Source organism: Pseudomonas sp. SORGH_AS_0211 (assembly GCF_031453455.1).
Taxonomy (GTDB): Bacteria; Pseudomonadota; Gammaproteobacteria; order Pseudomonadales; family Pseudomonadaceae; genus Chryseomonas; species Chryseomonas aestiva.
On sequence record NZ_JAVIZV010000001.1, the window covers coordinates 4,068,648 to 4,087,706 of the forward strand.

A 19,059-nucleotide genomic window follows, 5' to 3' on the forward strand; every position below is an offset into this window, starting at 1 on the left:
AGGCGCGCCCATGATCTTCCGTACCCTCGCGACCCTGCTGCTGGGCGCCGGCCTGACGCTGACGGCCCAGGCCGCCGAAGACGCCGATCCGGCGCTGGTCAAGCAAGGCGAATACCTGGCCCGGGCCGGCGACTGCGTGGCCTGCCACACGGCGCCGGGCGGCCAGCCCTTCGCCGGCGGCCTGCCCATGCAGACGCCCATCGGCACCCTCTATTCCACCAACATCACCCCGGATCGGCAGACCGGCATCGGCGCCTACAGCTATGCCGACTTCGATGCCGCCATCCGCCAGGGTATCGCCAAGGAGGGTCATACCCTCTATCCGGCCATGCCCTACCCCTCCTATGCCCGGGTCAGCGAGGGCGACATGCGCGCCCTCTATGCCTACTTCATGCACGGCGTGGCGCCGGTCGAGCAGGCCAATCGCGATAGCGACATCCCCTGGCCGCTGTCCATGCGCTGGCCCCTGGCGATCTGGCGCCAGCTGTTCGCGCCCGAGGTGGTGCAATTCCAGCCGGCCCCGGACCAGGACCCGGTGGTGGCTCGCGGCGCCTACCTGGTGGAAGGCCTCGGCCACTGCGGCGCCTGCCACACGCCACGCGCCTTCACCATGCAGGAAAAGGCCCTCTCGCCCGCCGATGGCAAGGATTTCCTGGCCGGCAGCGCGCCCCTGGAAGGCTGGATCGCCAAGAATCTGCGCGGCGACCAGCGCGACGGCCTGGGTCGCTGGAGCGAAGCGCAGCTGGTGCAATTCCTCAAGACCGGGCGCTCCGCCGACAGCGCCGTGTTCGGCGGCATGACCGAGGTGGTGCAGCACAGCCTGCAGTACCTGAGCGACGCCGATCTGCAGGCCATCGCCCGTTACCTCAAGACCCTGCCGGCCAGGGATCCGCACGATGCGCCCTTCCAGGCCGACGGGCGTGCCGCCGCGGCGCTCTGGCGCGGCGATGACAGCGCTCGTGGCGCCCAGGTCTATGTGGACAACTGCGCCGCCTGCCACCGCACCGATGGCCAGGGTTACGACCGGGTGTTCCCGGCACTGGCCGGCAATCCGGTGCTGCGTACCGCGGATGCCAGTTCGCTGATCAACATCGTGCTCAAGGGCGGCACCCTGCCCGGCCTGCACACCGCGCCGTCGATGATCGTCATGCCGCCCTTCGGCTGGCGCCTGAACGATGCCCAGGTGGCCGACGTGGTCAGCTTCATCCGCGCCAGTTGGGGCAACGACGCCGCCCCGGTCAGCGCCGCCGAGGTCGCCAAGTGGCGTACCGACGACAACCGCACCACCTCGGGCGATGACCTGGGCCAGGCCTTTGGTCATGGTCAGCCAGAGCCGCGCGAAGCGGGTCGATAGCGGTCGCGTCAGCGGCGCAACCAGGCCGGATCGACCGCGGCGAACACCTCATCCAGCCACTCGACCCAGGCGCGTACCCGCGGTGAGGTCTGGCTGGCCAGGGGGTAGACCGCCGCCAGCGGCAAGTCCGGCGGTGGCTGGTCGGGCAGGACTTCGCACAGCCGGCCGGCCGCCAGGTCCGCTGCCACGTGATAGCGCGGCACCTGGATCAGGCCCAGCCCGGCCAGGGCGGCACCGACATAGACGTCGGCGCCGCTGAGGGTCAGGCGTCCGGGTTGATCCAGGCAGTGCAGCTCACCCTCGCGCCGGAATTCGAAGGGCAGCCGACGACCGCTGCGCTGGGAGCGATAATGCACCAGCTGGTGCTGGGCGAGGTCCGCGAGGCTGTCCGGCCGGCCCTGGTGCGCCAGATAGTCCGGACTGGCACAGGTCACCTGCACCAGCTCGCCCAGCGCCTGGGCGGCCAGGCCCTCGTCGAGCAGGGGTCCACTGCGCAGCACGCAGTCGATGCCCTCGCCGATCACGTCCACCGGTCGATCATCGGCGCTGACGACCAGCTCCAGCTCCGGATAGCGGCGGCAGAAGTCCGGCAGCCCCGGAATCACCAGCGCCCGCCCCAGGGCACCGGGCAGATCGACGCGCAGTCGACCGCGTGGCTGGCGCCGTCGCTGGCTGAAGGCGCCCTCGATATCGTCCAGCTCGGCCAGCCAGCCGACGCAGCGCTCGTAGTAGGCGGCGCCGTCCAGGGTCGGGCTGACCCGGCGGGTGGTGCGATGCAGCAGCGTTACTCCCAGATGGGCTTCCAGCTGCTGCACCAGCAGGGTCGCCATTGCGGGTGACAGGCCGAGATCGGCGGCGGCACGGCTGAAGGAGCGGCGCTCGACGATACGCACGAAGCCGCGCATGGCTGTCAATCGGTCCAAGATTCTTCAATCCCATCGAATACTGCCTGTCTTGATAGCAGCTTTGTTCACAGGCTCTCAATAGCGAGACTGGACCGGTCTTTCACGAAAGGAGCGAATGTCATGCTGCAACGACAACTGGGCCGCAACGGCCCGCAGGTATCCGCTATGGGGCTGGGCTGCATGGGCATGAGCGAGTTCTATGGCGCCACCGACGAGACCGAGGCCCTGGCCACCCTGGACCTAGCCCTGGAACGCGGCGTGACCCTGCTGGATACCGCCGATGCCTATGGTCCCCATCACAACGAGGAATTGCTGGGCCGAGCCCTGCGCGGACGCCGCGAGCAGGTATTCCTGGCCAGCAAGTTCGGCCTGGTGCGCAGCGAAGATCCCAATACCCGCGGGGTGAATGGCCGGCCCGAATACGTGCGTCAGGCGCTGGAGGGCAGCCTGCGTCGGCTGGGCGTCGAGCATCTCGATCTCTACTACCAGCACCGGGTCGATCCCGAGGTGCCGATCGAAGAGACGGTTGGCGCCATGGCCGAGCTGGTGCAGGCCGGCAAGGTGCGTTACCTGGGGCTGAGCGAGGCCTCCAGCGCGACCCTGAGCCGCGCCCAGCGGGTCCATCCCATCGCGGCCCTGCAGAGCGAGTTTTCGCTGTGGTCGCGCGATCCCCAGGAGCACGGCGTGCTCGCCACCTGCCGCGAACTGGGAGTCGCCCTGGTGGCCTACAGCCCGCTCGGCCGCGGCTTTCTCACCGGCGCCCTGAAGTCACCGGAGGATTTCGCCGCGGATGACTATCGTCGCCTGAGTCCGCGCTTCCAGGGCGAGAATTTCCAGCACAACCTGGAACGGGTGGAGCGGGTACGCGCCCTGGCCAGCGCCAAGGGCGTCACGCCCGGCCAGCTGGCCCTGGCCTGGGTGCTGACACAGGGCGAGGACATCATCCCTATCCCCGGCACGCGCCGACGGCGTTATCTGCAGGAGAATCTTGCCGCGCTCGACGTGCGGTTGAGCGCGGCCGAGGGCGCCGAATTGGCTCGGCTGTTTACCCCGGAACAGGTGGCCGGTACGCGCTATCCCGCCGCCTGGATGCAGCTCGTCGAGCGCTAGTGACCATCAGGCCCGTCGCCGACCGACGGGCTTGCGCGGTTGGCATCGATCCTGCTAGCTTGATCGAGTTAGTACCAAGCTGACCCCAATCGCTGGACGCCTTTCCGCTCGCTGTAACAGCGTGAAACAAGCGTCATCCAGATCAAACCGATCCCTCGATTGCTCAGGATCTGCCGCCCTGGCCTCTGAATCTCGTGCCCGGCCGGTTGCCTGCCTTCCCAAGTACTTACCTGCATGCCTGGGCATCTTGCCCACACGCTGCCTTCCTCCAGCCAGAGATTCAGCCGTCGGCCGTTATGGGTACGAGGTTGCTGGAGTTATTTCACCGCGCCGACTGAGCGTGGGTCCCAAGGATAGACAGATGAACATTCAAAATCAGGCCATCGCGGCCATGCAACACCTTCAAGCGGCCTTTGCACCGTTCCAATGCATCACCACCCCGGCTTCGCGCAAGGGCGGTTTCAGCTTTACCGTGGTCGACGAGCGCGGTGTCGCCTGTCGCAGCGAGCGTCTCTACCCCGAGCAGTACAATGCTGCGGCCGGGCTGGAACGCGTCATCGAACGTACCCGTCGCGCCCTGGTGGCCTGACGTTCGACGCGAGTGCCGGACGCATCACGGTTTCCGTGATGCCCATGCCGGCAGCCTCCATCTGCGGTATGTTTGGCACAGCTTCGCGTAGGCGTGAGCCAAACAATGAATCCCAAGATGGAGGTCGCATGTCGCAAGTCGTATTCATCCGCCATGGCCAGTCGGCGTGGAACCTGGAAAACCGCTTCAGTGGCTGGGCGGATGTGGATCTGACCGAACAGGGGATCCGCGAGGCCCACGAGGGCGGTCAGGCGCTCAGGGACGCCGGCTTCCTCTTCGACGTGGCCCATGTCTCGGTGCTCAAGCGCGCCGTGCGTACCCTGTGGCATGTGCAGGAAGGCATGGACCAGATGTGGCTGCCGGTCGTGAGCGACTGGCGCCTCAACGAGCGTCACTATGGTGGCCTGACCGGCCTCAACAAGTCCGAGACCGCCGCCAAGTATGGCGAGGAGCAGGTGCTGGTCTGGCGTCGCAGCTATGACGTCCCGCCGCCCGAGCAGAGCGTCGAGGAGCAGCAGGCCCTGGCCGCCGACCCGCGCTATGCCGGTCTGTCGCTGGACCAGGTGCCGCGCACCGAGTGCCTCAAGGATTGCGTCGAGCGCGTGCTGCCCTATTGGAACGAAGTCCTGGCCCCGGCCATTCGCAGCGGCCAGCGCGTGCTGGTAGTCGCCCATGGCAACTCCATGCGTGCCCTGATCAAGTACCTGGACAACATCTCCGACAGCGACATCGTCAGCCTCAACATCCCCAACGGCGTGCCGCTGGTGTACGAGTTCGACGAGAATCTCAAGCCCACCAAGCACTACTACCTGGCCGACCCGGACGAGGTCGCCGCCAAGATGGCTGCGGTGGCCAATCAGGGCAAGGCGAAGTAAGAGGCTTTTGGTGCGGCTGCTTCTACGAAGTCGTGGGAGTAGCCGTCTGATCGCGGCCGTGGGCCGCTCCTACAGGTACATAGGTTGGCCGTAGGAGCGGCCGCATCGGCGGACCGCCATGGCCGCGATGAGGCATACGCCTAGACCCGCAAAGTGGAAAACCGCCTGGCGTTTTCCACAACTAGGGTCGCCGATGAGCGGTGGATAAGGCTGCGCCGTTATCCACCCTACCTCTTCAGTTGTGGCCATTCGGTCGCTGGACCACCCGTGCTTCACCCAAGACGCCTTCTTGCTGGGCGCCCTCTTCCTGCCCCGCCTGAATCTCTTCGTCGGCTTCCACGCCACCATCGCCTGGCGTCTTCTCGCCCTTTTCCTTGCCGTCGTCGCTGTGGTGCTCGATCACCGCATTGATTTCCGCGCCGAACAGCAGCACCGCTGAAGACAGATAGAAGTACAGCAACAGCACGATGATGGCGCCGATGCTGCCGTAGGTGGCATTGTAGTTGGCGAAGTTCTGCACATAGTAGCCAAAGCCCAGGGACGCCAGGATCCAGACCACCACCGCCAGCACCGAGCCGGGGGTGATGAAGCGGAAGCTCTGCTTCACGTCCGGGGTGACGTAGTAGAGCGCCGCCACGGCGATCATCAGCAGGAACACCGCCAGCGGCCAGCGGATCAGCGCCCAGAGGGTCACCATGTAGTCTTCCAGCCCTACATAGGCGGCCAGCCAGTTCATCACCTGAGGGCCCAGCACCATGAGGGCGGCGGCGCTGAGCAGCAGCCCGGCGAGACCGATGGTGTGCAGTACCGACAGCGGAATGCGCTTCCAGGCCGGGCGGCTTTCCACCACGTCATAGGCGCTGTTCATGGCGGTCATCAGCGAGCGGAAGCCACCCGAAGCGGACCACAGGGCGATGATGATACTGAAGGACAGCAGGCCGCCCTTCTGCGTCTGCAGTTGGTCGATGATGGGATTGACCGTATCCAGGGCGGTGGGCGGCAGCAGGTAGGCGGCCTGTTCGCGCAGGAAGGTGAAGAAGTCCGGCAGGTGCAGGAAGCCGATCAGGGCGATCAGGAACAGCAGGAAGGGAAACAGCGAAAACAGCATCTGGTAGGCCAGTGCCGCTGCATAGGTGGGCATGTCGTCGGCCACGAATTCCTGGACGGCACGCTTGATGAGGGTGAACGGCGAAACGCCGCGCAGGCTGAAGGCAAACAAGGACATAACGGCTCCTGACGAACGTTCCTCACGAAGGATTCCTGGAGCGGACCTGCTCGGCCTGCACCCGGCGGCTTTGCAGGTTCGCCCTACCTTCAGAGTGGCAGCAGCCGGGTTGGTTGCGCCCTGATGTCAGAAGCCGGAGCCCGAGGCATCCCGGCAGGCGGCGATCTCGGCGGCCGTGGGCGTCCTGAGTTCCTCTATCCCGCGGCTTTCATCGAAACGGATGAAGCCGGCGGCGGCGAATTCGCGCAGCCAGCCATCCATGGGCCAGAGCCCCCAGCGTGCCCGGAAGCGCCGGGCGTTCTCCAGGATGCTGGCGAAATGGTTGAGCGGTGGGTGATAGGTCGGATGGTACTGATGGAAAGCGCGCGCCTCGGCCTGGTAGACGGATACCCCCGCCTCGCGGGCGCGAAAGGCGAAGTCGGTGTCCTCGCCGCCATAGCCGCGATAACCCTCGTCGAAGCCGCCGATGCGGCCGAAGGTGGCGCGGGTACAGGCGAAGTTGAGCGACCAGAACAGCGGATGGGGAATCGCCTCGCCCGGCGGACGATCCCGGTGAAGGGGATGGACGACACCCCTGGCGAACAGCTCCTCCGGGGTCCAGTCGCCTTCCGCGATGCCGGCCGGCAGGTAGTGGACGAAGCCCTGGTGCAGGGCCGCGGGGCGCGCGGTCAGCGCCTGGCGATAGGCCGCGAGCAATCCGGGCGCGGGGATGCAGTCCACGTCGAGAAACACCAGTTCCTCGCCCGGTGCGGCGGTTACAGCGGCATTGCGCGCGGCGGCCAGGGGCAGGATGCCGTCGCCTTCCACGGCAAGTACCTGAATCGGAAAGCCTGGGCTGTGCAGCGCACGCGGCGGCTCGTTCATCTGCACCACCACCAGGGCCGCCGGAGGCGTCGGTGCCAATTCCAGCCCACGGATGAGATTGGCCAGTTGCCGCTCGCGACCTTTGACCAGGGTCAGGACGATCATGCCAGCACCTCCTGGGCGACCTGCCGAATACAGGCGGCGGCGCGCTGGGCACCCGCGCCGTCGCTTATCGCCATCCAGCGCTCGGGATCGAGCCCGCGGGTCCTGGCCAGCAGTTCCGGCCAGGCGTCGACGGCGGGCCAGCTTTCGCAGGTGATCGCCAGGCCCTGCGCGGCCAGCAGGCGGCCGGTGGACAGTTGCTCGTCGAAGGGTCTGGCATCCGGCAGACAGAGGAAACGACAGCGCAGGTCGGCCAGTTCCGCCACCAGGCTGTCACCTGCCGAGCCGACCACCAGCTCGGCGCGGGTCAGCCAGGGTGCGGGATCGGCGACGCTGCCCAGGAAGCTCAGGTTGGCCGGTGCCTCGGTGGCGTCGTCCAGCACCGGACCCAGTACCGTCCAGTGCCAGTCGGGACAGGCCCGGGCCGCCGCGACCAGCCGCGCGCGACCGAAGGCGGTGCCGCCATGGCCGGCGATGACCGTGACCGTGCCGGGTTCGCGCATGCGATCGGGCTGCTGCCCGGCATAGCGCGACAGGCTGCCGGCATAGCAGGTCTTGGCCCGCCAGGGAGCCGGGGTGGCAGGCTCTTCCAGGCATTCCGGATAGGGCGCGAGCAGGCGACTGGCACTGGCGTAGGCCAGTTCGTGGGCGGCATCGAAGCGACTGCCGCGCTGGCGCAGGTAGATCGTCGGCACGCCGCACAGCCGGGCCAGCAGCGCCACCTCCACCGAGACGTCGACCACCAGCAGGCAGGGCCAGGCGCGGCGGAACCAGTCCACCAGCAGGCCCATGCGCTCGCGCAATCCTGCCACGCCCAGCGGCGCATAGTGCAGGCAGGCGAAGGCTTCGCCCTCGACGCCAGGGGCCACGTCGGGTGGCAGCGGGCAGAGCCGGACGTTGGGCAGTGCCACCTGCTCGGGCAAGCGACTGCCGAATAGGGTCAAGGGGCCGTCGAAAGCGGCGGCGATGGCCAGGGCGCGGGTCACGTGGCCGGCGCCCTGATGGTGGGCGTAGTAACCGATGTTCAGCTCAGTCACGGGCAGTCTAGTCACGGGCGGTCTAGCCACGGGCCACCCGGCCGGCGGCGACATCGGCGAGCAGGCGCTCGTAGCGGTCGATCATCAGCCGATGGCTCCACTGGGCCTCGGCCCGCGCCCGGCAGGCGTCGCGGGACAGCGACAGGGCTTCGCGCAGGGCCGCCGCCAGGGCCGGCACATCGCCCGGCGGAGCCAGGGCGCCGGTCTCGGCGGTGAGCAGTTCCGGCAGGGCTCCGCGGGCAAAGGCGGCGACCGGTGTGCCGCACGCCAGGGCCTCGGCGACGATCAGGCCGAAGGGTTCGTCCCAGCAGGGCGTGACCAGACAGGCGCGGGCCTGGGCGACTTCAGCCGCCAGGGCGGTACGGTCCAGGTGACCGAGGTAGACGGCCTGGTCCCCCAGGCGCGGCGCGATGTCCTGGCGGAAATAGCGCTCGTCGGTGGCCTGGCCGGCCAGGCGCAGGGGCACGCCGGCCTCGCGCGCGGCATCCAGCGCCAGGTGCGGCCCCTTGTCCGGTACCAGGCGGCCGAACCAGAGGGCATGGTCGCCGATCGGCGTATCGCGCGGGCGCCAGGCGTCGAGGTCGATGCCGTTGGGAATCACGTGACAGGCCGGCGCGAGGTGCGCCCAGTTGTCGGCATTGGCCTGGGAGACGGTGCAGTAATGGCCGCCACCGCGCCTGTGCAATTCGCCGATGGCGTTGATCAGCTCGAAGAACGGCGGGGTGTGCAGCACCGTGAGCATGGGGGTGTGGATCAGGCCGGACATGGTCACCGGCACATAGTGCAGGGCGTTGTTGAAGATGACGTCGAAGCCATGGCCATCGATGCGCTGCATGCAGTCGAGATAGCCGTGGTGCTCGTCGAGATACTCGGAGCTGAGCACGTTGCGCTTGCGCCGACAGCCGTCCGCGCCGTAGTTGCCGTCGTCGAGGATGGGCACCACGTCCAGCTCCGGCGCCGAGGCCGAGCTGGCGAACAGCGTCACCGCGTGGCCACGTTCGCGCAGTTGCAGGGTGATGTCGTAGGTGAAGGCTTCGAGACCGCCGGCGAAGGGCTGGCGTACCGGGTGTTTCACGTGGGTGAGAATGCCTATGCGCATGGAACCTTCCGCCTGCTGTTGCCTGTCATCCCACCGTCCTTATCGCGAGCCGCTGGTTGATAGGAGTCTCAGCGACGGGAATTGGTTGTGCGCTTCGTCGTGAAAGCCGCGTGGTGGGCAAACCTCCGCAGCGGGCCGTGGGTCAGCTTTTCTGGACCCGTATTCCCAGCAGACGACGGAGGTTTCCATGCGTTATGAACTGCACTACTGGCCCAGCATCCAGGGCCGTGGCGAATTCGTCCGCCTGGCGCTCGAAGAGGCCGGCGCACGCTATCTGGATGTCGGCAATGCCCCGGAGGACGAAGGTCTGGGCATACCCGCCATGGAGGACTACCTGCAAGGCCAGAAGACCCGTCGGCCGCCCTTCGCCCCGCCCTTTCTCAAGGCCGGCGACGAGGTCGTCTCCCATGTCGCCAACATCCTGCAGTTCCTCGGGCCACGGCTGGACCTGGTACCGGCCGATGAAGAATCCCGCTTCTGGGTCCACGGCCTGCAGCTGACCATCACCGATCTCACCGCCGAGGCCCACGATGTCCATCATCCGGTGGCCATCTTCCTGACCTACGAAGAGCAGCAGGACGAAGCCCGGCGCCGGGCCAAGGCCTTTGCCGGGGAACGGATCCGTACCTATCTGAGCTATTTCGAACGCGTGCTGGGTTACAACCCGACGGGTGATACCTGGCTGGTGGGCGAGCGTCGCTCCTATGTCGACCTGTCGCTGTTCCAGGTGGTGGCCGGCCTGACCTATGCCTTCCCCAACGCCATGCGGCGCCTGGCGCCGGAGATACCCCGGGTGCTGGCGGTGGCCGAGCGGGTGGCCGCGCTACCCAACATCGCCGCCTACCTGGCCTCGCCGCGCCGCCTGGCCTTCAGCGAGAACGGCATCTTCCGCCATTATCCGGAGCTGGATCCGGCCTGACGGGCAAAAGAAAAGGCCGCCCTGGGGCGGCCTTTTCCGTACAGCCTGGACTCAGGCGCGGTCGATGGTGTTCTTGACCGCTTCCTTGCCCTTGCCGACGTTCTTTTGCAGTTTGCCTTCGGCTTCCTGGGCACGACCCTCACCTTTCATGCGCGAGTTGTCGGTGGCTTCGCCGACGCCTTGCTTGACCTTGCCGGCCACTTCTTTGGCGGTACCCTTGATCTTGTCGCTGGTGCTGCTCATATCAGTCTCCTTGGGATCGCACAGGCAGTGCGCTTGTAAAATCCGACTGCGGGTCTAGCTGGGTGGTTTCGACCATTCGTCGCACAGCGCAACGGCCAGAAGCGTCAGGAAGCCTTGGGCAGCGGTTCCGGAAGCCTTTAGACTTCCCGCCCTTTTTCGTGAGCGACCGCCCAGGCGCCTTTCCCGCCGGGAACGTTGCGCGGGGCCGCCTCTCCAATTTCCACACCCCTTCACCGGAGACTTCTGATGTCGCTGAGCCAATTCGACAACCTGCCGGGCGTGACCGCCCAGCCCGACGCCGCCACCCGCGAGTTCGTCTTCAACCACACCATGCTGCGGGTCAAGAACCTGGAGACCTCGCTGGACTTCTACACCCGCGTGCTGGGTTTCACCGTGGTCGATCACAAGGACTTCCCGGACGCCAAGTTCAGCCTGACCTTTCTTGCCCTGGTCGATCGCAACCAGGTGCCGGAAGATCCGCAGGCCCGCCAGCACTGGCGCAAGTCCACCCCGGGCATTCTCGAACTGACCCACAACCACGGCACCGAAGACGATGCCGGCTTCAGCTACCACAATGGCAACAGCGATCCGCGCGGCTTCGGCCACACCTGCGTGGCGGTCCCGGACATCCGCGCCGCCTGCGAGCGCTTCGAGCAACTGGGCGTGGCCTTCCAGAAGCGCCTGACCGACGGCAGCATGAAGGAAATCGCCTTCATCAAGGACCCCGATGGTTACTGGGTCGAAGTCATCCAGTTCACCCCGCTGTCCTGATCCCTCCGGGCCCGGCGTCCGTCGGGCCCACCCTGCCTGTCCTTCTGAAGACATCCGACGACTTTTCGGCGCTTAACTGATACCGACTGGCTCCAGGCCATCGACGCCTGCTCATGCCTTTGGCGTACTGCTGGCGAAAAGCCTTACCAAAGTCGTATTGCGCACCCCAGCCAGCGACGTCGTCAGAGAGCCCAACATGAACAAAACAACAAGAATTCGTACCGGGATGTACAGCGTGCTCAGCCTGTTCGTCGCCTGCCTGCTGCTGGCTTGCCTGTATGGGTGGCTCAGCGCCTGGACCAGTGCCCAGCAGGTCCGCGACCTGGATAGTCTGACCATGGAACAGCTGGACAAGGTCAACAACGCCGCCACCTGGATCAGCCGCGCCAGCGCCAACTCTCATACCGCCATGCTCGACCGGGTCAACGGCGATGCGGCCAAGGCCGAGAAAGGCGTGAAGCTGGCGCTGGAGCGGTTGGACATCGCCCGCAAGCTGATTACCGACATGCAGGCCAGCGTCAGCGATCCCAAGCTGAGCGGCCAGATCGAAGCCATGCTCAAGGCCTTCGACGCCTACAAGGTCATCGTCGAAGGACAGATCGCCGCCTGCCGGGCCGGCGACCTGCCCGGCTACATCCGTATCAGCGACGGGGCCAAGGGGGCCAGCACGGCCTTCGCCGACACCCGCCAGGCCTTCACCGACGAGATCACCGGCCGTATCGCAGCCACCCTCGCCGCCTCCGACAGTCGCGTGTCCCAGGCCCAGATCGGCAGCCTGCTGCTGGTCGGTCTGACCCTGCTGCTGGCGGTACTCTCCGGCTGGTTCATCGCCCGCCGGGTACTGGCCCCGCTCAACGAAGCCGGCGAGCACTTCGCCGCCATGAGCGAAGGCGATCTGACCCGCCGTATCGAGGTGCGCAGCCATGACGAGATCGGCCAGCTGTTCGCCGGCCTCGCCACCCTGCAGAGCCGCCAGCGCGACACCCTGGCCCAGCTCAATCGCACCGCCGAGCAACTCGACAGCGCCGCCCAGGAACTGGGCGAGGTGACGGCCCAGAGCAACCGCACCCTGAATCAGCAACAGCAGGAACTGGAACAGGCCGTGACGGCGGTGACCGAGATGACCACCGCCGTGGAAGAGGTGGCCCGCAATGCCGCCTCCACCTCGGATACCGCCCGCGAATCCGATCGCCTGGCCACTGGCAGTCGCGGCCAGGTGGCCCAGGTGCTCAGTGAATTGCAGAGCATGCAGACCACGGTCAACGAAAGCGAAACCGTGATCGCCAGCCTGGCGCAGCAGGCCAACCAGATCGGCAAGGTGCTGGACGTGATCCGCGCGGTCTCCGAGCAGACCAACCTGCTGGCGCTCAATGCCGCCATCGAGGCCGCGCGCGCCGGCGACGCCGGCCGTGGCTTCGCCGTGGTGGCCGACGAGGTGCGCAGCCTGGCCCAGCGCACCCGCCAGTCGACCCTGGAGATCGAGCAGATGATCGGCAACATCCAGGCCGGCACCGGTCAGGCGGTGACCGCCATCCAGCGCAGCAACACCCTGGCCGGCACCACCCTGGAAACCACCGAGCGGACCGGCCAGAGCCTGGAGCACATCTTCGTCGCCATCGGCGACATCAACGAGCGCAACCTGGTCATCGCCAGCGCCGCCGAGGAACAGGCCCAGGTGGCGCGGGAGGTGGATCGCAACCTGATCAACATCCGCGAACTGGCGGGCGTGTCCAAGCGCGGCGCCGACCAGATCGAGACCTCCAGTCGCCAGCTGGTCGCACTGACCCGCGAGATCCACGGCCTGGCGGCGCGCTTCCGCGTCTGACCCGCCAGGCGACTACCCGGGAACAGGCGTCCCGGGGTAGCCGCGGCTTTACCCAACTTTACGTTTTCTTGGCATGACGTCGCCGCCGCTACAGGAGAAAATTCGCCCGGGCGCCAGGCGTGGCGCCCGTTCTCGCCACGGAGCTGCCTGACGTCATGACGACCTGCCCTACCCCGCGCGGCCCTCGCCTGAGGTGCCTGCTGCTGTCCTTTCTCGCCTCGCCCCTGGGTCTGCTGGTGGTGCTGACCGGCGTGCTGCAACTGCTCGGCCCCGGCTAGGGCCGCAGCGTCCGGCCACCGAAGCGGCCGGAACCGTCTGGCTCACAGGCGGAAGCGCGTGACCAGGCCATTGAGGTCCACGGCCAGGCGCGACAGCTCGGCGCTGGCGGCGCTGGACTGCTCGGCACCCGCGGCGGTCTGGACCGACAACTCGCGGATGTTCACCAGGTTGCGATCCACTTCGCGGGCCACCTGGGCCTGCTCTTCCGCTGCGCTGGCGATCACCAGATTGCGCTCGTTGATGCCGCCGATGGCGCCATGGATGCGCTCCAGGGCATGGCCGGCGCCGCGCGCCACTTCCAGGGTCGACTGGGCGCGCTCGGTGCTGCTGCGCATGGCCGCCACCGCCTGATCGGTGCCCTGCTGGATGGTGCCGATGGAGGTCTCGATCTCGCGGGTCGACTCCTGGGTGCGATGGGCCAGGGCCCGCACCTCGTCGGCCACCACGGCGAAGCCGCGACCCGCTTCACCGGCGCGCGCCGCCTCGATGGCGGCATTGAGCGCCAGCAGATTGGTCTGCTCGGCCACGCTGCGGATCACGTCGAGCACCTTGCCGATGTCGTTGACCTGTACCGCCAGATCGCCCACCAGGGTGGCGCCGTGCTGGACGTCGTCGCTCATGGTGGCGATGGCGCCTACGGTTTCCTGCACCAGGTCGCGGCCGTCACGGGCCACGCCGGCCGACTCCTGGGAGGCCTGGGAGGTATTGACGGCATTGCGCGCCACCTCGTCCACCGCCGACGACATCTGGTTCACCGCGGTGGCGGCCTGTTCGATCTCGGCGTTCTGGCGTTGCAGGCCGCGACTGGATTCATCGGTCACCGCATTGAGTTCTTCCGCCGCCGAAGCGAGCTGGGTGGCCGAGCCGAGGATGCCCTGCAGGGTCTGGCGCAGCTGGCCCTGCATGGTTTTCATCGCCTGCAGCAGGCGCGCGGCCTCGTCGCGGCCTTCGCTGTGGATTTCCTGGCTGAGGTCGCCGGTGGCGATCACCTCGGCGGCCTGCACGGCGCGGGCGATGGGCTGGGTGATGCTGCGGATCAGCAGCCAGGCGAAGACCACGGTCAGCAGCGCCGTGGCCGCCAGTAGCAGCACCAGCCACTGGATGGCATGGCCATAGTCGGCAGCGGACTGGGCGTTGGCCGCGGCGGTCTGCTGATCCACCAGGTCGGTGAGTTGCTTGAGCACGCCGTTGACCGCATCGGAGTTGGCCAGCAGGTCTTCGTTGAGCAGGCGGCGCAGGGGCTCCAGCTGATCGGCGGTGGAGAACGCCAGCATGCGCTGCTGCAGACCGTCGTACTGGGTGATCAACTGGCCGTAGCGGCTGTAGGCGGTGCGCTCTTCGTCGGACTGGATCAGCGCCTCGTAGCGCTGCTGGGCGGCGCGCATCTGGCCGTTGCGCTGCTGGAACAGCGCCTGGGTCTTGGCGATGATCTCCGGCTCGCGATTGAGCAGCAGGCGATAGGACAGCACCCGCAGGCGCAGGGTCAGGGCGGTCAGCTCGTCGAGCGCGGCCACGCGCGGCATGGCGCGGTCCTCGATGGCCAGACCCGAGGCGCGGATGTCGTTCATCTTGACCAGGGCGGTGCCGCCGAGCAGCAGCAGGAGCAGACCGATAAAGGCGAAACCAAGGGTGGCACGTCGCGCGATGGAGAGATTGCGAAAGGACATGGAGAGTTTCCGTTGAGCCTGGAAAGCCCCCGCTATCGACCGCAGCGTGCAAATCCTGAAGTCCGTTGTCGGACCGGATTTCTGCGCCGCTATCGAGCAAAGGCAGCAAACCCTTGTCCTATAGGGCATTGGGACTATTGAAAGCCTGCCGAAAGGTCTAGGCTGCGGCACTGTGCCGCAGATCACAGGCTGGATGCAAAGCGGGCGAAAGACGCTCGATTTGCCCCAGCGGCATTGTGTTCACATTTTTGCACATCTCTCGCAAGCCACTGATCACCAAAGAAATCTTCTCGGCTATCGCAATTCACGTTTTCTTCACGGGGAAAAACGCGATTCGGCGGCGAAATTCCACCTTCGTGTCGATAAAAGGGCTAAATGCGCTGATCGTGCTGCGATAATGGCTGGATGATCTCAGTATAAGTTTGAAATATCTTCTGCGTTGTCCGTCACGCGCTATTGTTTCAGCGTGGATTAAGGTTGAGGTCACCAAGATGACCTGCCGGGTACCAGGACGCTGCCCGGATACGCGATGGACCGCCAGACAATGAAGCCACCAGCGCCCAAGAGGGCCGGGGCGTATCGAGGCGATGCCAGGGGGCGTCTAGCCACTAACCAGCGCTTGCCGCTGCCATTGCGTACTTGAGAAGAGGTCAGAAACAGATGAGCGACAACACGGATACCTTCGGCGCACCCGACGAGGCCCTCCTGCAGCTGGTCGATGGTTTCAAGCGTTTCCGCCAGGATGTCTTTCCCGAACAGGAAGCGCTGTTCAAGAAACTCGCCAGTGCGCAGTCGCCCAAGGCCATGTTCATCACCTGCGCCGACTCGCGCATCGTTCCGGAACTGATCACCCAGAGTTCGCCAGGCGATCTGTTCGTGACCCGTAACGTCGGCAACGTGGTGCCCCCCTATGGCCAGATGAACGGCGGCGTCTCCACCGCCATCGAGTACGCGGTCGTGGCCCTGGGCGTGAAGCACATCATCATCTGCGGCCACTCCGACTGCGGCGCCATGAAAGCCGTACTCAATCCCGATCCGCTGGAAAAGATGCCGACGGTAAAGGTCTGGCTGCGCCATGCCGAGGTCGCCCGTACCGTGGTCGAAGACCATGGCCATTGCGACTGCGGCCACGGCGGCACCCTGGGCTTCCTCACCGAGGAAAACGTGGTGGCCCAGCTGGTCCACCTGCGCACCCACCCCTCGGTGGCGTCGCGTCTGGCCAGCGGTCAGCTGCAGATCCACGGCTGGGTCTATTCCATCGAGACCAGCGAGATCAAGGCGTACGACGCCCAACAGGAGCGCTTCCTGCCCCTGGATGGCGAAAACATGCCGGTCGCCACCCCGCGTCCACGCCTGCAACCGGCCTGATCCACCGCGGCCAGCCGGTTCGCCGGCTGGCCACTCCGAGACGGGCCGCTCGCCCCCTCGCCATAACAGCGCACCGCGCAGGACTATCCCACCTGGGGCTCCATCGGGATCGTCCACCCTAGCCGCTAGCCGCCTGAATCCCGAACCGTGTCATATGACGTGATATGACGCGCGGGCACCCTTTTTCCTAGTCGCTGGAGGACCAGGACCATGCTTGGCAATCAACAGACCCCGGGGCGCAACCTGTCGCGCGACGCCCTGGCCTCACTGGTAGTGTTTCTGGTCGCCCTGCCGCTGTGCATGGGGATCGCCATCGCCTCCGGCATGCCGCCGGCCAAGGGCATCATCACCGGCATCATCGGTGGCCTGGTGGTCGGCTTTCTCGCCGGCTCGCCGCTGCAGGTCAGCGGTCCGGCCGCCGGCCTGGTGGTGCTGGTGTTCGACCTGATCAACCGCCATGGCATCGAGGCGCTGGGCCCGGTACTGCTGCTCGCCGGCCTGCTGCAACTCATCGCCGGCTTCACCCGACTGGGCGCCTGGTTCCGCGTCACCTCGCCGGCGGTGGTCTACGGCATGCTCGCCGGCATCGGCATCCTCATCGTGCTGTCGCAGCTGCATGTGATGCTGGACGCCAAACCGGCGGCCTCGGGTCTTTCCAACCTGCTGGCCTTCCCGGGCGCCGCCCTCACCGCGGCGGGTCAGTGGAACGGCAGTGGCAGCGGCGCCCAGGCGGCGCTGATCGGGCTGCTGACCATCGCCAGCATGTGGCTGTGGGAGAAATTTCGCCCACAGACGCTGCGCTTCTTGCCCGGCGCCCTGATCGGCGTGACCCTGGCGACCCTGGCCAGTCTCTGGCTGGCGCTGGACATCCGCCGGGTGGAGGTACCCAACAACCTGGCCGACGCCATCGACTGGGTGACCTTCGCCGATCTCGGCATGCTGGCCAACGCCGAACTGGTGGTGGCCGCCCTCGCCCTGGCCTTCATCGCCAGCGCCGAGACCCTGCTCTCGGCCGCCGCGGTGGACCGCATGCACAACGGGCCGCGCTCGCACTTCGACCGCGAACTGGGTGCCCAGGGGATCGGCAATCTGCTCTGCGGCGCCGTCGGCGCGCTGCCCATGACCGGGGTCATCGTGCGCAGCTCGGCCAATGTGCAGGCCGGCGCCACCAGTCGCGCCTCCGCCATCCTGCATGGCCTCTGGCTACTGGCCTTCGTCGCCGCCCTGCCCTTCGTGCTCAAGCTGGTGCCGGTGGCGAGCCTGGCCGGCGTGCTGGTGTTCACCGGCGTCAAGCTGGCCGATCCCAAGTCGCTGACCGGACTCAAGCGCTATGGCCGGACGCCCATGGTCATCTATGCCCTGACCGCCCTGATGATCGTCGCCACCGATCTGCTGACCGGGGTGCTGGTGGGCTTTGGCCTGTCGATCGCCTTCCTGGCGGTCAAGGCGGCGCAGCTCAAGGTCAGCCTGACCTATCGCGAAGACCAGCCGGACCAGGCCGATCTGCGCCTGGTGGGCGCCGCGACCTTCCTGCGCGTACCCCAGCTGACCAAGGTGCTGGAGCAGGTCAAGCCGGGCACTACCCTGCACGTGCCCCTGGAGCGCGTCTCCTATATCGATCATGCCTGCATGGAACTGCTGGAAGACTGGGGACGGACCCAGGCCAGCAATGGCATGCGGCTGGTGATCGAGCCCAAGGCACTGGAGCGGCGCCTGGAAGGCCAGGCACCGGCGGGTCAACCGGTCATGCCGACCCAGGCACCGGCCTGATCCGGGTGGCGGAGCGGCCAAGGGGCGCTCCGCCACGCTTCATCCAGCGCCAGCGTCCGCTGACGCAAGGCCAGACTGCCAGCACGATCGCTGATCGCGATACTGGCTTGCCAGAGCCTCGCAGCATCCTGGTGCCATGCAAAGGCCACTCCATAAAGTGGACATCCTGTCCACAAAAAGCCCCTGAATTGACTGATAAATGCCCAAGTTGGCATCGGTCATCCTACCAATGGCTAATAGTCTGCTAATTAACTTTCGCTCTTCTCGGGTTTGCCTTATAACGCTATCTGGTTCGACTTTTGTCGCACCAACGATCTTTGTGTCGGGCCACCCTCTATCTCGGGGGTAATCGCTTTGCCAGGAAAGCCATGCGACGCCCACACGGCTAAAAATGACCCCACGAGAGGTAGCTATGCGCAAGCCTGAATTGGCGACGGTGATCGCTGAAAAAGTCGGACTTCCAAAGGAACAGGCCAACGTCGTGCTCAACACGCTGTTGGATGAGATCGCGAATGCGCTGCACCGCAAGGACAGCGTTACCCTGGTCGGCTTCGGCACTTTCCTGCCGCGTCACCGCGGTGCCCGCATGGGGAAGAATCCCCAGACTGGCGAGCCGGTCAAGATTCGTGCGAGCAACACGGTGGCGTTCAAGCCCGGCAAGGCGCTGAAGGACAGCATCGAAGGCTGAGCATGAGGCGGCACGGATCGCCGCTGCAGCCAAAAGGCATCGCCTCTGCGATGCCTTTTTTGTGTCCGCGTGGAGGACGCGGAGCGGGGTGATCAGCCGATGGCGATCATCTCGAAGTCGCCCTTGCCCACGCCGCAATCCGGGCACAGCCAATCCTCGGGCACATCCTCCCAGCGCGTCCCCGGCGCGATGCCGTCGTCCGGCCAGCCCAGGGCTTCGTCATAGATATAGCCGCACACGATGCACTGCCATTTCCGCATGTTCTGTTATCTCCCAACCGGCTTCAGGTAGCGCGAACGCTACGCGAAAGCCTGGCAAAGGCCAACCGTGCCGGAGCCCGACTGATACCCAGAGCGCCCTGGTTGCGCC

Annotated in this window: 19 protein-coding genes and 1 pseudogene; 11 read left to right on the forward strand and 9 right to left on the reverse strand. The window is 66.4% G+C overall.

The window, feature by feature from the left end; translation table 11 throughout:
- Positions 1-10 precede the first annotated feature (10 nt).
- Positions 11-1,354: a cytochrome c gene (locus QE393_RS18830; RefSeq protein WP_273806930.1), complete on the forward strand. Its 1,344-nt coding sequence runs from the start codon at positions 11-13 to the stop codon at positions 1,352-1,354.
- An 8-nt stretch (positions 1,355-1,362) separates the two neighbouring features.
- Here QE393_RS18830 and QE393_RS18835 read toward each other — a convergent pair whose 3' ends face one another.
- A complete protein-coding gene (locus QE393_RS18835) occupies positions 1,363-2,277 on the reverse strand; it encodes a LysR family transcriptional regulator (protein WP_273806931.1) in 915 nt (304 codons plus the stop codon).
- A 102-nt stretch (positions 2,278-2,379) separates the two neighbouring features.
- On the opposite strand from QE393_RS18835, the gene QE393_RS18840 reads away from it, so the two are divergent.
- From QE393_RS18840 to gpmA, 3 genes are all read left to right on the forward strand, one after another.
- Entirely contained in the window at positions 2,380-3,369 is a 990-nt protein-coding gene (locus QE393_RS18840) for an aldo/keto reductase (protein WP_273806932.1), read from the forward strand.
- A 361-nt stretch (positions 3,370-3,730) separates the two neighbouring features.
- Positions 3,731-3,958: a hypothetical protein gene (locus QE393_RS18845; RefSeq protein ID WP_059316634.1), complete on the forward strand. Its 228-nt coding sequence runs from the start codon at positions 3,731-3,733 to the stop codon at positions 3,956-3,958.
- A 128-nt stretch (positions 3,959-4,086) separates the two neighbouring features.
- Positions 4,087-4,833 (forward strand): 2,3-diphosphoglycerate-dependent phosphoglycerate mutase, encoded by a 747-nt coding sequence (gpmA, locus tag QE393_RS18850; RefSeq protein WP_273806934.1) that lies wholly within the window; start codon positions 4,087-4,089, stop codon positions 4,831-4,833.
- A 235-nt stretch (positions 4,834-5,068) separates the two neighbouring features.
- Here the strand turns inward: gpmA and QE393_RS18855 are convergent, their stop codons facing one another.
- From QE393_RS18855 to QE393_RS18870, 4 genes are all read right to left on the reverse strand, one after another.
- Positions 5,069-6,058, reverse strand: coding sequence for a YihY/virulence factor BrkB family protein (locus tag QE393_RS18855; protein ID WP_273806935.1), 990 nt, complete (start codon positions 6,056-6,058; stop codon positions 5,069-5,071).
- A gap of 126 nt (positions 6,059-6,184) precedes the next feature.
- Positions 6,185-7,027 carry a galactosyltransferase-related protein gene (locus QE393_RS18860; RefSeq protein WP_273806937.1) on the reverse strand — a complete coding sequence of 281 codons (843 nt, stop codon included), beginning with the start codon at positions 7,025-7,027 and terminating at the stop codon, positions 6,185-6,187.
- Positions 7,024-8,061: a hypothetical protein gene (locus tag QE393_RS18865; protein ID WP_310045012.1), complete on the reverse strand. Its 1,038-nt coding sequence runs from the start codon at positions 8,059-8,061 to the stop codon at positions 7,024-7,026. Before QE393_RS18865 ends, QE393_RS18860 begins: the two co-directional genes overlap by 4 nt.
- A gap of 22 nt (positions 8,062-8,083) precedes the next feature.
- Positions 8,084-9,160, reverse strand: coding sequence for a glycosyltransferase (locus QE393_RS18870; protein ID WP_273806939.1), 1,077 nt, complete (start codon positions 9,158-9,160; stop codon positions 8,084-8,086).
- 187 nt (positions 9,161-9,347) lie between these two features.
- Between QE393_RS18870 and QE393_RS18875 the strand changes: the two genes are divergently transcribed.
- A complete protein-coding gene (locus tag QE393_RS18875; RefSeq protein WP_273806940.1) occupies positions 9,348-10,079 on the forward strand; it encodes a glutathione S-transferase in 732 nt (243 codons plus the stop codon).
- 51 nt (positions 10,080-10,130) lie between these two features.
- Here QE393_RS18875 and QE393_RS18880 read toward each other — a convergent pair whose 3' ends face one another.
- A complete protein-coding gene (locus QE393_RS18880) occupies positions 10,131-10,322 on the reverse strand; it encodes a CsbD family protein (RefSeq protein WP_007161448.1) in 192 nt (63 codons plus the stop codon).
- A 246-nt stretch (positions 10,323-10,568) separates the two neighbouring features.
- Between QE393_RS18880 and gloA the strand changes: the two genes are divergently transcribed.
- The 3 genes from gloA to QE393_RS18895 all read left to right on the forward strand — a co-directional run bounded on the left by gloA (position 10,569) and on the right by QE393_RS18895 (position 13,196).
- The gene (gloA, locus tag QE393_RS18885) at positions 10,569-11,093 is read left to right on the forward strand and encodes a lactoylglutathione lyase (RefSeq protein ID WP_133860381.1); all 525 of its coding nucleotides are present in this window, start codon (positions 10,569-10,571) and stop codon (positions 11,091-11,093) included.
- A 196-nt stretch (positions 11,094-11,289) separates the two neighbouring features.
- Positions 11,290-12,918: a methyl-accepting chemotaxis protein gene (locus QE393_RS18890; protein ID WP_273806943.1), complete on the forward strand. Its 1,629-nt coding sequence runs from the start codon at positions 11,290-11,292 to the stop codon at positions 12,916-12,918.
- 155 nt (positions 12,919-13,073) lie between these two features.
- On the forward strand, positions 13,074-13,196 hold the full coding sequence (locus QE393_RS18895) for a hypothetical protein (RefSeq protein ID WP_007161451.1): 123 nt from the start codon (positions 13,074-13,076) through the stop codon (positions 13,194-13,196).
- A 42-nt stretch (positions 13,197-13,238) separates the two neighbouring features.
- Here the strand turns inward: QE393_RS18895 and QE393_RS22645 are convergent, their stop codons facing one another.
- Both QE393_RS22645 and QE393_RS22650 read right to left on the reverse strand, forming a co-directional pair.
- Entirely contained in the window at positions 13,239-14,111 is an 873-nt protein-coding gene (locus tag QE393_RS22645) for a methyl-accepting chemotaxis protein (RefSeq protein WP_405046310.1), read from the reverse strand.
- Positions 14,094-14,993: pseudogene (locus QE393_RS22650) on the reverse strand (MCP four helix bundle domain-containing protein); the annotation flags it as partial. The pseudogene QE393_RS22650 and the gene QE393_RS22645, both read right to left, overlap by 18 nt.
- Positions 14,994-15,524: 531 nt before the next feature.
- Between QE393_RS22650 and QE393_RS18905 the strand changes: the two are divergent.
- From QE393_RS18905 to QE393_RS18915, 3 genes are all read left to right on the forward strand, one after another.
- Entirely contained in the window at positions 15,525-16,232 is a 708-nt protein-coding gene (locus tag QE393_RS18905; protein ID WP_133860378.1) for a carbonic anhydrase, read from the forward strand.
- 210 nt (positions 16,233-16,442) lie between these two features.
- On the forward strand, positions 16,443-18,002 hold the full coding sequence (locus QE393_RS18910; RefSeq protein WP_273862593.1) for a SulP family inorganic anion transporter: 1,560 nt from the start codon (positions 16,443-16,445) through the stop codon (positions 18,000-18,002).
- A gap of 412 nt (positions 18,003-18,414) precedes the next feature.
- Positions 18,415-18,690 (forward strand): HU family DNA-binding protein, encoded by a 276-nt coding sequence (locus tag QE393_RS18915; protein ID WP_017639309.1) that lies wholly within the window; start codon positions 18,415-18,417, stop codon positions 18,688-18,690.
- Positions 18,691-18,782: 92 nt separating this feature from the next.
- On the opposite strand, the gene QE393_RS18920 is transcribed toward QE393_RS18915, so the two are convergent.
- On the reverse strand, positions 18,783-18,950 hold the full coding sequence (locus QE393_RS18920) for a rubredoxin (RefSeq protein ID WP_007161456.1): 168 nt from the start codon (positions 18,948-18,950) through the stop codon (positions 18,783-18,785).
- Positions 18,951-19,059: the final 109 nt, after the last annotated feature.